Origin of the sequence: Aedoeadaptatus ivorii, assembly GCF_030815095.1 — a bacterium.
GTDB classification, from domain to species: Bacteria; Bacillota; Clostridia; order Tissierellales; family Peptoniphilaceae; genus Aedoeadaptatus; species Aedoeadaptatus ivorii.
In genome coordinates this window covers 90,137-103,231 of record NZ_JAUSWF010000007.1, presented here as the reverse complement: position 1 = coordinate 103,231, position 13,095 = coordinate 90,137, and the positions used below count along the sequence as shown (strand labels likewise).

Genomic DNA, 13,095 nt, shown 5'->3' with positions numbered 1-13,095 from the left:
CCGGCAACAAAAAAAGACCCCGCCGAAGCGGAGTCTTCTCTCTTTATTCTTCTTCGCTTTCTTCGTCCCAGCTTTCCACATCTTGGCCTTCCAAGGGTTTCATGGTGGGGAAGAAGAGAATGTCGCGTATGCTAGTTTGGTCGGTCAAAAGCATAATGACGCGGTCGATGCCGACGCCCAGACCGCCGGTGGGAGGCATGCCGACTTCGATGGCGTTGATAAAGTCGTAATCCATGGGGTGGGCTTCGTCGTCGCCCTTTTCCTGGTCTTTGACTTGCTCTTCGAAGCGCTCTCTTTGGTCGATCGGGTCGTTCAACTCGCTAAAGGCATTGGCGATTTCCCACGTGTTGATAAATGCCTCGAATCGCCGGGTGATCCGGGGATCTTCGGGGTCGCGCTTGGCGAGGGGCGACACTTCTACGGGGTGGCCCGTAATAAAAGTGGGCTGCACCATATGTTCCTCGCAGTATTCCTCGAACATTTCGCTGATGACGTGACCGCGGGTCCAGAAGGGCTGTACCTCGAGGCCCTTTTCCTTGGCCACGGCGAGGGCCTCTTCGTCGGTTTCGATGGCATCGAAGTCGACGCCGCTGTATTCTTTGACGGCATCCTGCATGCGAATGCGCTTCCACGGCGGGGTAAGGTCCAATGTCTTGCCCTGGTATTCGATGACGGCGCTCCCGAGGACTTCTTCGGCGCAGAATGCCACCAGTTCTTCGGTGATGCGCATCATTTCGTCCATATCCACATAGGCCTGGTAGAGTTCCATATTGGTGAATTCGGGATTGTGACGGGCGTCCATCCCCTCGTTGCGGAACATTTTGCCCATTTCATAGACTTTGTCGAAGCCGCCGACGATAAGACGCTTTAAGAAGAGTTCGTTGGCGATCCGCATTTGCAGGTCGATGTCCAGCGCGTTGTGGTGGGTCAGGAAGGGACGGGCATTGGCGCCGCCGGCCACATTGCCGAGAATGGGGGTTTCCACTTCCAAAAATCCGCGCGCGTCGAGGAATTTGCGTACCGCCTTGATGATGGCGCTGCGCTTAAAGAATACTTCCTTGACCTCGGGATTGACGATCAGGTCTACGTAGCGCTGGCGATACCGAAGGTCCATGTCCTTGAGGCCGTGGAATTTTTCGGGCAGCACCTGAATGCTCTTCGAGAGCAGCTGTACCGCTTTCGCCTCGACGGAGATCGCGCCCGCCTGGGTACGAATGACTTCGCCCTTTACGCCGAGAAAATCCCCCACGTCCACGCCTTTAATGACTTCGTATTCTTCTTCGAGATTGTTTTTCTTGGCGAAGATCTGAACCTGTCCGTAGGTGTCCAGAATGTCCAAGAAGGCGATCTTGCCGTGGCGTCTTTTGCTGATGACCCGGCCGGCGACCGATACGGTCTTGCCTTCCATCTCGTCGAAATTGTCTACGATGGCGTTCGTGTAGGTGTCTACATCGTACTTCTCCGCCAAATAGGGACTGTTGCCTTCGTCGATCAGGTTTTGGACCTTCTCGAGCTTTCTGTCCCTAACTTCGCTGCTCTTTTGACCTTGTGCCATTTTCTGCCTCCCGCTATTGTCTATCAAATCGATATCTTCAGCACTTCCAGTTGAACCTTGCCCTGGGGCACTTCGATTTCCGCCACATCGCCGACGCTTTTGCCCATAAGGCCCGCGCCGATGGGGCTTTCGTTGGAGATCTTGCCTTCCAGGGGATCGGCTTCCGCACTGCCTACTATATCATAGGTGTCCTCATCGCCAGTCTCGATATCTTTGACGACGACGGTGGAACCGACATTGACGATGTCTTCGTTCAGGTCGTCTTCTTTGACGACCTTGGCATTTCTCGCCATATATTCGAGCTTTGCGATGCGCTCTTCCACTTGCGCCTGCTCGTTTTTCGCCTCGTCGTATTCCGAGTTTTCCGAGAGGTCGCCGTAGCCCAACGCCACTTTGATCCGTTCGGCCACTTCTTTGCGTCGAACGGTCTTTAAGTATTCGATTTCGTCCTCGATCTTTTGCAGACCTTCCTCGGTAATAAATACGTCCTTATCTACCATTTGATCACTCCCATTCGGCGATGCGTTCGCCTTTCTATCCATTTATTAAGAAAGGACCCGCAATTGGGTCCCGGTACTCAAGTTTCCCCATTATATAAAAAATGGCTTTTTCTGTCAATCGGGCGGGGCTATTCTACGGGGATCGCGTCCAAAAATTTTAAGATCTCCGCCTCGGTGGCAAGCGAAAGGATTTCTGCGCGCAGTTTTTTTGCGCCGGGAAAGCCCTTCAGATAGCCGATAAAATGCTTGCGCATCTCGACCACGCCCAGCCGCTCTCCCTTTTGCGCCACGCTCCAGGCGAGGTGGGTCTTGGCGACGCGCAGGATCTCCGCATCCGATATCGGTAGGGGATCCTCGCCTAAAAGGAACCGCTTACAGTCGCGAAATAAAAAGGGATTGCCGATGACGCCCCGCCCTATGGCGACACCCGCCACGCCGTAGTCCCGTGCATGGGCGATGTCTTCGGCCCGGGCGATGTCGCCGTTTCCGATGACGGGGATCGTCACCGCATTCGAAACGCGGCCGATAAAATCCCAATCGGCGAGGCCGCTGTAATACGCCTCGCGGCTCCTTCCGTGCACGGTAAGGGCCGAGATGCCCGCATCTTGGGCGATTTTGGCGATCTCGAGCCCCTGCGTCTCCCCTTCCAAAAAGCCCTTTCGAACCTTTACGGTGACGGGCACGGAGGAGGCCTTGACGGCGGATTCCATCATCGCCCTAGCCCGGGGCAGATCCCGCATAAGCGCGCTTCCGGCGCCGGTCTTTACGATTTTCGGCGCGGGACAGCCCATATTGAGGTCCACGAAGGCGAACGCGTCGAGCCCGCCGCTTTCAGAAAGGTCCGCGAGAACCTGCTCCAAAATTGCGGGATCCTCGCCGAATAGCTGCAGCCCCACCGGTGCCTCGTCCTCTGCCACCGCCATCAGCCGCTTCGTCTTTTTGTCTCCGTAATAAAGCGCCTTGACGCTTACCATCTCGGTGGTGGCGTAGTCCATCCCGTAACGGGAGGCAATTCGCCGAAAGCTGAGATCGGTATAGCCCGCCATAGGCGCCAGTGCGATCGTAAATTTCATTTAACGGTTCAACTCATAGAGAATGCGCAGGCCGTCCAACGTCAGGTCCCGATCGATAAGGATGTCGTAGATGCTGTCGGAGACCAAGAGATTGGCAAACCCGCCGGTGGCGATGATCTTGAGTTCGTCGGGTCCCAAGCCCATCTCGCGAATGATATGGGTGACGATGCCGTCGATCATCGACGAAAACCCGTAGTAGAGCCCGTTTTGCATACTGCTCACGGTCGTCTTTCCGATGACCTTCTCGGGCTTGATGATCTCGATTTTGGGGAGCTTCGAGGTTCTCGACACCAGCGCATCCGCCGAGATGCTGATGCCCGGTATAATCAACCCGCCCAAATAGTTCTTCTTATCGTCGACCACACAGAAGGTGACCGCCGTGCCCAGATCGATGATAATGCACGGTCCGCCATAGCGTTCAATCGCCGCCACGGCGTTTACGATCCGGTCCGCCCCCACTTCCCTGGGGTTGTCGTAGCGGATGTTGATGCCGGTCTTTACGCCCACGCCCACGACGATGGGGTATTGGTGGAAGTATTTGATCACCATATTCTGCAGCGTATACATTAAATTCGGCACCACCGAGGAGATGATGACCGCTTCGATATCGACGGGTTTCAGCTGCACATTGTCCAGTATTTGCGTAATCAACATGCCGAATTCGTCGCTGGTCTTGGATTGGTCCGAGGAGATCCGCCAGTCGTGGATCAATTCCTCGCCCTTATAGGCTCCGAAGACGATATTTGTGTTTCCGACGTCTATGACTAATAACATATCTCACCTGACTGTCCGTTATTTTTTCTTGATACTTGCCAATCGGGCGGTCACCACGCCGGTCGTAATGATCGCCGCCAGAATGCCCTCGGGCACGCCCGATGTGATAATGGTGCCGAAGATCACCGTGTTCACCACTTCCATAGAGGCGCCTACGCCCTTTACAAATTCCTCCGCAAAAAAGATATAAATGCCGCTCATCACCATCGCCGAGTGGAAGATGGTCGATACAAAGGCGGCGAGCACCACCGCGGCGCTTTTGGACTCGGACTTCCACATGCCGTAGAAGAGCCCTGCCGAGAGGAGGAGAAAGAAGGTATTGAGAAAGAACGACGCGCCGTATTCGCCCGCCGAAATATTGCCCCATAGGCCGCGAAGCAAAAAGGCCAGGGCGCCGATCCAGCACAAAATCCCCACCTTTTTCAGCGCGTTGCCGTCGATCTTTCGGAAGCCCGCATATAAATAATAGCTCACGATGCCCAAGAGGACGCGGGGCAGGATCGAAATCAGCGGATTGTAGAATACGATCGAAATCGGCGTCGGTCGGGTGATGGCGTTAAACAGGGAGCTGAGTCCGAAGATCAAACCCACGAACCCGCCCACCACCGGCCCCTCCAAAAAGGCGGCGACGAGGACGGGAATGTGCATGGTGGTCGCATTCAAGGGCCCGATGGGAACAAAGCCCAAGGGCGTCAGTCCCAATACGACGGTGATCGCCCCCAAAATGCCGATAATGACGATCTGCCGCGTCGACAGCAGCCCGTCCTTCTTGCCTTTGTGTGTTTGCATAGTTTCCCTCCGATCCGGTTCCCCACGGGATACCGGTCATATAGTTTCGCTCGCTGTATTATCTTTTTGTACGCTGTAAATGCCGTTTGCCACCGCCCGCGCGAGCACCTTGGGCAGATAGTGGCCGGCGGCCTGCATAGAGATGTCGACCTCGTTGGTGGCGAGAGAAAAGATCGTATCGCCGTCGAGTTCGGTGTGTACCGGTTGAATGCTTCGGGCGAGGCCGTTGTGGCTCCTACCCGCGAGCTTACAGAGCGCGGTCTTATCGAATTTTCCGTTGGTCGCGACGATGGCGAGGGTCGTATTTTTGTGTCCCGCCTCGGCAAAGGATAAGGGCCCCCGAAGTAGCGCTTCCTCAAAGGGCACCGCCTCACCGTCCACCACGGGCATGGCGAGGGCGCGTCCCGCTTCGGCATCGTAAATATTGCCGAAGGCATTCACCGCGACGATGGCGGCAAATACCGCATCGCCCACCTGTATGGCGGCGGAGCCGATGCCGGATTTCTTTGCGTATTCTGTGCCCATGCTCTTTGCCGCCGTGCAACCGCAACCGGCGCCCACCGAACCTTGTCGTCTCATTTCGGTACTCGCCTGGTTGTAGGCCGAAAGGCCCATTTCCATATCGGGCCATACGTCGGGGTTTTTGTAGGTCAAGTCGAAGAGAATGGCCGAGGGGACGATGGGGACGATTCCCACGCCCACGGAATAGCCGATGCCGTCGGCGCGCAAGCCGCGCATTACGCCGCTCGCCGCCTCGAGTCCATAGGCGGAGCCACCGCTTAAGACCACGGCGTGCACCGTATCCATGGCGTATTCGGGCCGCAGCAAGATACACTCCCGGGTGCCGGGTCCGCCGCCGCGTACATCGACGCCGGCGGTGGTGCCCGCCGGAGGCACGACGACCGTCACACCGGTGCCGCCCTCCGCATCTTCCATATGTCCCACGGCGATGCCGGGAACGTCGGTTATATGTCCGGAATACATATTACACCTCTTTCACGCGAAACGATTATACCATAACTATACGGGGTTTCTACCCAGTATGTAAAAATTTTAACAGGACGCCGCCTATATTTCTAATATCCGTCTAATTCTCGCGGAGAATTTGCCCGAACGCCTATATTTCACAGAATCTTATGCCTCTCTCTGTGCCCTTTTGGTATAATAGTCAAATATAGAAGGAGGTTTCTATGACAAGAAAGACCAGAGCGGAGGGGCGCGAAGCCCATTCCCTGCGTTGGAGCTCCGCCTTTAAGATCTTATTTTTAATCATTATTATAATCGGGGTCACGACGGCCGGGCTGGCCGCGGCCTATGCCGTTACCGCCATCAGCCAATCGCCGGAGATTGACCCCAAAAATGTACGCGAGGCCATCGCCGAGACATCGGTCGTTTTGGACAAAAACGGCGATCCGGTGGAAAAACTCGTGCAGAACGAATTTAGCGAATACGTGCCGATCGACAAAATGCCCGAGCACTTAAAACAGGCGGCCGTCGCCATCGAAGACCAGCGGTTTTACGAGCACAACGGCGTCGACTTTCGCCGGCTGATTTCCGCCACGGTGCGGAACCTGCGAAATATGAGCTTCTCCCAGGGGGGATCCACCATCACCATGCAGGTGGCAAAAAACCTCTATACCTCGCAGGTACAGAGCTTTGCGCGAAAGTTTCAGGACATCTATTACGCCTTTCAACTGGAGAGCAATCTGAGCAAAGAACAGATCCTCGAGGCGTATTTGAACTCCGCCGCCTTCTCCAAGGGCACCATCGGCGTACAGGCCGCCGCCAAGACCTTTTTCGACAAAGACGTGTCGGATCTCACCTTGGCGGAATCCGCCATGATTATCGGCATCACCAACCGCCCTTCGGACTATACGCCCTATAAGCTCGCCCCCTTCGAGGACGGCGAGGGCATCGACAACCTCGAAATTACGCTGGTGGCGGCGGACTCGCTGGGCGAAGAATCCACCGATCGGGACAAGGAACTCGGCAAGGCACTCTTCGAGGCCGACGAGATCGACTCCTTCGAATACAGCCAAGTCTTATCGGGCGATATGCTCGTGCGCAAGGCGGTGTCGAATCCCACCAGCAAAAAGCGGCAAAAGCTGATCCTGCATAAAATGCACGATCTGGGTATGATCGAAGAATCTACCATGACCGCCGCCATCGACGAGCCCATAGAGCTGGATCTCGGCGCGAGAACCACCAAGGGCATCTCCTCGTATTATGTGGATGCCGTCAAAGACGAAGTGCTCGACATCCTCAAAGAACAGGGACACGACTCGAAAGAGGCGCAGCAAATTCTCTACAACGGCGGTCTGCGCATAGAAACCCCCATGGATCTGGATATCCAAAAGATCGTCGAGGAAAAAGTAAGCCAGAATACCTACTTCCCCGGCCGCCACAAGGACAAAAAAGGCATCATTCAGCCCCAGGTCGGGATCGTCATTATGGACCACCAGACCGGACGCGTCGCTTCGATTGTCGGCGGAAGGGGCATCGGCGGCAACAATATCCTAAACCGCGCCAAAAACCCGCGCCAGCCCGGTTCGGCAATCAAGCCCATCGGCCCCTATCTCGCCCTCTTTAACAAGGGGGGTACCGCGGGCGATGTGTACCGTGACCTGCCGCGCCCCGGCGGCTGGCCCAAGAACTCCACGGGCTACAAGGGCTATACCACCGTCCGCAATCTGATCGTCAACTCGTCGAATGTCGGCGCCTATCTCGTCGGCAAGGGACTCGCCAAAGGCGAGGACGAGGCGAGCAAGATGATGATCGAAAATCTGGAAAAGATGAATGTCAGCTCTATCGTAGAGCCTGAAGACAACGAGCGCTACGTCAATATCGACACCAAAAAATACAACGATATGAACCTCGCCTCCCTCACACTCGGCGGCATGACGGTGGGAATCAGTCCCCTGGAAATGGCGGGCGCATTCAGTACCTTCCCCAATCAAGGCAACTTTATCGCTCCCTCCTTTGTCGACAAGATCACCGACAAAAGCGGCAAGGTCATCTACGAAAACCCCCGGGAAGAAGTGGAAATCACCTCGCCCCAAAACGCCTATATTATGACCGATATCTTAGAGAACGTCGTCAGCCGCGGTACCGGTACCTACGCAAACTTCTCCGGCATGCACATCGCCGGCAAGACCGGTACCACCAACCGCAAGCGCGACAGCTGGTTTGTGGGCTATACCCCCTACTACACGGCATCGGTCTGGATCGGAAACGACGACAACACGCCCCTATGGGACTACTCCCGTATGGCGGCGAGACTGTGGCGGGCGATTATGTCCGACGTGCACAAAGATCTCGCGGACAAAAAGTTCGAGGCGCCGGAAGACGGCCTGTACCGCAAATATATTCCGGTGGCGGGCTATACCGAACTCTTTGCCGAAAGCACCGCCCCCAGCGGCCTGAGAAACCTCTATAAGAACATTCCTCCGAAGCCCAAAAAGCCGAAGGTGGAAAAGAAAGAGGACAATCAAGAACAGAACGATAACAATAACAACGGCAACAGCCAGCAACAGGGCCAAGGACAAGGTCAGGGTCAAGGTCAAGGACAAGGACAAGGCCAGGGCCAGGGCCAAGGACAAGGCGATCAACAAAACTAGAAAAGGTGCGGACAATCCGCACCTTTTTTTATTTTGGGCATACAAAAAGAGCCTCTCGGGAGGCTCTTTTTTTGCCGCGATTCTTTTGTGGGCTTAGAGGATATCTACTTTTTCTCCGCTGAGCGCCTTGTTCATGCTGCGCACGGCACAGAACTTGCCGCACATGGAGCAGGTTTCTTCCACTTCGGGGCTTCGTTCGTCGCGCACGCGGCGTGCGGTTTCGGGATCCATGGCGTGGGCGAACATCTTCTCCCAGTCCAATTCCCGGCGCGCATCCCCCATGGCGTCGTCTTCGTCGCGGGCACCGGGAACGCCCTTGGCGATATCCGCGGCGTGAGCGGCGATCTTCGAGGCCATAATGCCCGCCTTGACATCCGCCGCATTGGGAAGCGCCAAGTGTTCCGCCGGGGTTACATAGCAGAGGAAGGCGGCGCCGTGGGCAGCGGCCACCGCCCCGCCGATGGCGGCGGTGATGTGGTCATAGCCCGGTGCGATGTCGGTAACCAAGGGTCCCAATACGTAGAAGGGCGCGCCGGCACAGATGGTCTGTTGAATTTCCATATTGGCGGCGACTTCGTTTAGGGGCACGTGTCCCGGTCCTTCGACCATGACCTGCACGTCTTTTTCCCATGCGCGCTTGGTCAGCTCGCCCAAACGTACCAGCTCTTCGATCTGCAGCAGATCGCCCGCATCGGCGAGACAGCCGGGGCGTGCGCCGTCGCCCAAAGAGATGGTCATATCGTATTCGCGGCAGATGTCGAGAATTTCGTCATAGTATTCGAAGAAGGGGTTTTCTTCGCCGGTCATGCTCATCCACGCAAAGATCAAAGACCCTCCGCGGGATACGATATTGGTCTTTCTGCCGAAGCGCTTCAGTTGTTCCACCGTGCGCTTGGTCAGGCCGCAGTGCAGGGTGACGAAGTCGACCCCGTCTTCCCCGTGGGCGCGGATGACTTCCAAAAAGTCCTCGGCGGTAAGTTCGCCCAGATCGCGTTGGTGATAGATGACCGAGTCGTAGATCGGCACGGTACCGATCATCGCCGGGCACTCGTCGGTGAGCTTGTTGCGGAAGATCTTGGTGTCTCCATGGGTCGAGAGGTCCATGATGGCATCCGCCCCGAGTTCCACAGCGTGGTTTACCTTTTCCATCTCCGATTCCCAGTCGGCGACGTCGCGGGAAACCCCGAGGTTGACATTGATCTTGGTCTTTAACATAGAACCGATGCCCGCGGGATCTAAGCTCTTGTGGTTTTTATTGGCGGGAATGGCGACCTTGCCTTCCGCCACCCAGGCGCGAATCTCTTCCGCCGTGCGGTTTTCCTTTTCGGCGACGATTTCCATCTCACGGGTGATAATCCCCTGTCTTGCCGCGTCCATTTGTGTTGCGTATGCCATTTTATTTTCCTCCTATATTCATATGATTCAAAGGCGCCTTGCCCGAACCCAGATTCGGCGCACTTTCTATCGCGTTATATACGTATTCCTTCGCCTTCTCGACCGCCACAGGAAGCGGCGCGCCGAGACTCAAATAGCAGGCGATCGCCGAAGAGAGCGTGCACCCCGTCCCGTGGGGATCGGCGCCCTCTACGCGAGGCTTGGTAAAGTAGTGTATTGCTCCGTCATAGAGCACATCCGTCGCATCGCCCTCGGCATGGCCGCCCTTTACGAGCACGGCAAGGGAGTAGCGCTTCGCCAAGGATGCGGCGATCTGTGCTATATCCCCGTCTTCTATGCGCTCTTGTTCCAAAAGCACCGCCGCCTCGGGGAGATTGGGCGTAATCAGATCGCACACGGGAAAGAGGCAGTCGGTCAGCGCGGTAAGCGCCTCTTTCTCCAATAGCCGCGCGCCGCTCGATGCGACGAGCACGGGGTCGACGACGACCGGTCCCGCATAGTCCCGAAGGCAGCGGGCCACGGTGCGAATGGTCTCGGCGGACGAGAGCATGCCGATTTTTACCGCATCGGGCGGAATGTCTTCGAGGATCGCGCGCATTTGCGCCTCTACCGCCTCCGGCGGCAGCACGTCGATGCGGCGAATCCCCATGGTGTTTTGGGCGGTGATCGCTGTAATCGCAGACGTCGCATAGACGCCGAGGGCGGTGGCGGTCTTGATGTCCGCCTGAATCCCCGCCCCGCCGGATGCGTCGCTCCCCGCCACGGTCATCATTGTCTTCATCGGGCGTGATCCCAAATCTCGACGAGCTCCCTTGCCGCCGCCCCGGGATCGTCTGCCCCCGCCACGGCAGAGACCACGAAGAAGCCGTGAATCCCCGTCGCCGCGAGCGCTTCGAGATCCTCCGCCTTTACGCCGCCGCCCACCGTCACCGGCAGGGGCGAAATCTCCGCCAAGTGAGTGAGTTCGTCGAGGGTGCGTACGATCAGATTGCCCTCGGCGTCGAGCCCGCAGTCCCGCTTGGTGTCGGTGGGATGGAGCGGCCCCGCGCCGAAGTAGTCGATCTGCGAAAAATCGCCCTTCTCGATATAGTGCACCAGATCCCCGGTGGGGGCGGAAAGCCCGACGATCGCATCGTCGCCGAGATACTTGCGGCAGATTTCGGGATAGATGTCCGACTGGCCGACGTGAATGCCATCGACTTTGGCGCCCCGTTCCCGGGCGGCGAGGACCACATCCAAGCGATCGTCCGCCACCAGGGCCACCGAATCGCTCTTTCCCATCTCCCGAAGCAGGCGGGAGGTATCTTCCAACAGGACGATCAACTCCCGTGCCGACGCGGTCTTCGAGCGAATCTGCAAAAAGGTAAAGCCCGCTTCCACCGCCGCGCGAATGATCGGGAGCACGGGACGGCCGCCGGTGTTTTCGGGGCCCACGACGAAGTATTTTTCGATGCTGAAGTCCTTCATCTTACACCTCTTCCATTTCGCAGGCGGCGATGTCCTCGGCGGTGAGATTCGAGAGCGCATCCAAGAACTCTACTTGAAAACTCGCGGTGCCCCGCGCTTGCGCCTCGGCTCGTTTTCCCGCCACATTGTAGGCGTTGGTCGCCGCGAGCGCCGCCACAAAGGGATCCGCCACGGCGAGATACACCGCCGCTACCCCGCCCAGGGAACAGCCGCTCCCGGTGATGCGGGTAAAATACGCGCTGCCGCCCTTCGATACCACGGTCCTTTTTCCGTCGGTGACGAGGTCTTCTTTTCCCGAAACCGCCACCGCACCGCCGATATAGGCGGCCAAGTGCTCTGCCGCTGCGCGGGCGGTCTCCACCGATTCGGTGGCATCCACCCCGCGCACCTTGCCCGATGTGCCGTCGATCAGGCCCCACAGCTTTGCCACTGTAAGGATCTCCGAGGCATTGCCGCGGATAATGCGCGGCGGATACGCCTTCATATATTGCAAGAGCTCCGTGCGCAAATCGCCCATGCCGGCTGCCACCGGATCCAATACATAGGCGGCGTTTTCGCGGGCGCACTTTACCGTGCGGGGTACGGTCTCTTTATGGGAAGGGATCAGCGTCCCCACATTGATATAGATGCTCTTTGCGAGGCGGCACATCGCCTCTCCCTCGTCGGGCAGATAGACCATCGCCGCGGAGCCGCCGATCGCCAGCTGGGCGTTGGCGACAAATTCCACCGTGACGAAATTCGTAATCGACGGCGCGACGGGATTCGTTTTCCCGACCGCCCTATGGGCGTCTATTAACGCTTCTCTGATTTCTCTCATACAGCCTTCTTTCCACAAAAAAAGGTATCTTCGTGAGAAGATACCTTAAGTCCGACGCCGGATACTCGGTCGCCGAATTGCATTCCTACCATAGTATTAACTAACAGGTTCAAAGGGTCAGGTTTTACCTTCTCAACTTTACAAGTCCCCCTTGCAAAATATTGGATTAGATTCACCTTAACACCATGAAACCCGTTTGTCAAATATATATGAAATTACGGCACCCGAAAAACGCCTTCCTTCCCAAAGTTTTCTTCGAAAATAAGGCGTACGATTCGGATATTTCGAGGACGAAAGCACAGTACCGCGCGCTACCTAATTAATTTTCGGCATCTTTTTTCGGCGTAGGGCGCGCCTCTTTTTCAACCGATTCGAAAGTATAGCGCACCTTTCCCGCCGTGCGGCGGCCGTATTCGATCGCCTCTACCGGGCAGTAATTGATACAGGCCATGCAATGAATGCAGCGGTCATGCCAGAGGGGCCTCTGCGCTTTCATCTCGATATTGGCGGTCATGCAACGGCGCGCGCACTCGCCGCAGCCGATGCAGCTGTCCTTAACGCGAAAGGGCCGCGCCGTTACGATACAGGCATCGAACAGGGGCGCCATGCCGGAAAGCAGGCGACCTTTCCATGTGGGGGCATCGCCGATAGCACTTCCCGCTTCGATCGCCGATGCGATCTCATCAATCCGCTCCTCCGCTCGCCCGATAATGGCACGCGCTTCTTCTTGGGGCGGCGGAGAGAATAGCGCGGTGTAGTTTTCGGGCATCACGACGCCCGTCAAACCTCCGAATGCGACCTTCTTTTCTCGGGCGAGCGCCTCGGCGTACTTCGATGCCGCGCCGATGCCGCTTCCGCAGGTGAGAATAAAATAGATCCGTTCCGCTCGTATATCGATCTGCCGCAGATACTCCTCTACGATTCGGGGCATGCGCCAACAATATGTGGGCGTGAGTACGATCAATCGCGCGCTCTCGACGGGCGAAAAATCGCCGGCGCGGATCTTGGGCGTCATATCGACGATCTCTTCTCGGAGCCGCTCACCCAAAACGCGCGCACAGTGGGCGGTATTGCCCGTGCCGCTCATGTAAATAATCATAGTCTCCCT

Annotated in this window: 12 protein-coding genes and 1 riboswitch; of the genes, 1 reads left to right on the top strand and 11 read right to left on the bottom strand. The window is 57.0% G+C overall.

All coding sequences use genetic code 11. The features are described 5' to 3' along the window. Nucleotides 1-43: 43 nt before the first annotated feature. From lysS to QO008_RS05985, 6 genes are all read right to left on the bottom strand, one after another. The gene (lysS, locus tag QO008_RS06010; protein ID WP_126465995.1) at nucleotides 44-1,555 is read right to left on the bottom strand and encodes a lysine--tRNA ligase; all 1,512 of its coding nucleotides are present in this window, start codon (nucleotides 1,553-1,555) and stop codon (nucleotides 44-46) included. Nucleotides 1,556-1,578: 23 nt separating this feature from the next. Further along, nucleotides 1,579-2,055: a transcription elongation factor GreA gene (gene greA, locus QO008_RS06005; RefSeq protein WP_126465996.1), complete on the bottom strand. Its 477-nt coding sequence runs from the start codon at nucleotides 2,053-2,055 to the stop codon at nucleotides 1,579-1,581. Between the two features lie 128 nt (nucleotides 2,056-2,183). Next, complete coding sequence (locus tag QO008_RS06000) at nucleotides 2,184-3,128, bottom strand: tRNA dihydrouridine synthase (RefSeq protein ID WP_307385129.1); 945 nt, start codon at nucleotides 3,126-3,128, stop codon at nucleotides 2,184-2,186. After that, nucleotides 3,129-3,902 (bottom strand): type III pantothenate kinase, encoded by a 774-nt coding sequence (locus tag QO008_RS05995; RefSeq protein ID WP_126465998.1) that lies wholly within the window; start codon nucleotides 3,900-3,902, stop codon nucleotides 3,129-3,131. A gap of 18 nt (nucleotides 3,903-3,920) precedes the next feature. Further along, complete coding sequence (locus QO008_RS05990) at nucleotides 3,921-4,691, bottom strand: ECF transporter S component (RefSeq protein WP_307385127.1); 771 nt, start codon at nucleotides 4,689-4,691, stop codon at nucleotides 3,921-3,923. A gap of 36 nt (nucleotides 4,692-4,727) precedes the next feature. Beyond that, the gene (locus QO008_RS05985) at nucleotides 4,728-5,675 is read right to left on the bottom strand and encodes a P1 family peptidase (RefSeq protein ID WP_126466001.1); all 948 of its coding nucleotides are present in this window, start codon (nucleotides 5,673-5,675) and stop codon (nucleotides 4,728-4,730) included. A gap of 206 nt (nucleotides 5,676-5,881) precedes the next feature. Between QO008_RS05985 and QO008_RS05980 the strand changes: the two genes are divergently transcribed. Then, nucleotides 5,882-8,308: a transglycosylase domain-containing protein gene (locus tag QO008_RS05980; protein ID WP_307385123.1), complete on the top strand. Its 2,427-nt coding sequence runs from the start codon at nucleotides 5,882-5,884 to the stop codon at nucleotides 8,306-8,308. A gap of 93 nt (nucleotides 8,309-8,401) precedes the next feature. Here QO008_RS05980 and thiC read toward each other — a convergent pair whose 3' ends face one another. From thiC to QO008_RS05955, 5 genes are all read right to left on the bottom strand, one after another. Beyond that, complete coding sequence (gene thiC / locus QO008_RS05975) at nucleotides 8,402-9,703, bottom strand: phosphomethylpyrimidine synthase ThiC (protein ID WP_126466004.1); 1,302 nt, start codon at nucleotides 9,701-9,703, stop codon at nucleotides 8,402-8,404. Between the two features lies 1 nt (nucleotide 9,704). Beyond that, a complete protein-coding gene (gene thiD, locus QO008_RS05970; protein ID WP_307385120.1) occupies nucleotides 9,705-10,484 on the bottom strand; it encodes a bifunctional hydroxymethylpyrimidine kinase/phosphomethylpyrimidine kinase in 780 nt (259 codons plus the stop codon). Continuing rightward, a complete protein-coding gene (locus QO008_RS05965; RefSeq protein ID WP_307385118.1) occupies nucleotides 10,481-11,170 on the bottom strand; it encodes a thiamine phosphate synthase in 690 nt (229 codons plus the stop codon). Before QO008_RS05965 ends, thiD begins: the two co-directional genes overlap by 4 nt. 1 nt (nucleotide 11,171) lies before the next feature. Then, nucleotides 11,172-11,987 (bottom strand): hydroxyethylthiazole kinase, encoded by an 816-nt coding sequence (thiM, locus tag QO008_RS05960; protein WP_126466010.1) that lies wholly within the window; start codon nucleotides 11,985-11,987, stop codon nucleotides 11,172-11,174. Between the two features lie 65 nt (nucleotides 11,988-12,052). Further along, a riboswitch (TPP riboswitch) is annotated at nucleotides 12,053-12,149 on the bottom strand. A gap of 157 nt (nucleotides 12,150-12,306) precedes the next feature. Then, nucleotides 12,307-13,086 (bottom strand): EFR1 family ferrodoxin, encoded by a 780-nt coding sequence (locus tag QO008_RS05955; protein ID WP_307385116.1) that lies wholly within the window; start codon nucleotides 13,084-13,086, stop codon nucleotides 12,307-12,309. Nucleotides 13,087-13,095: the final 9 nt, after the last annotated feature.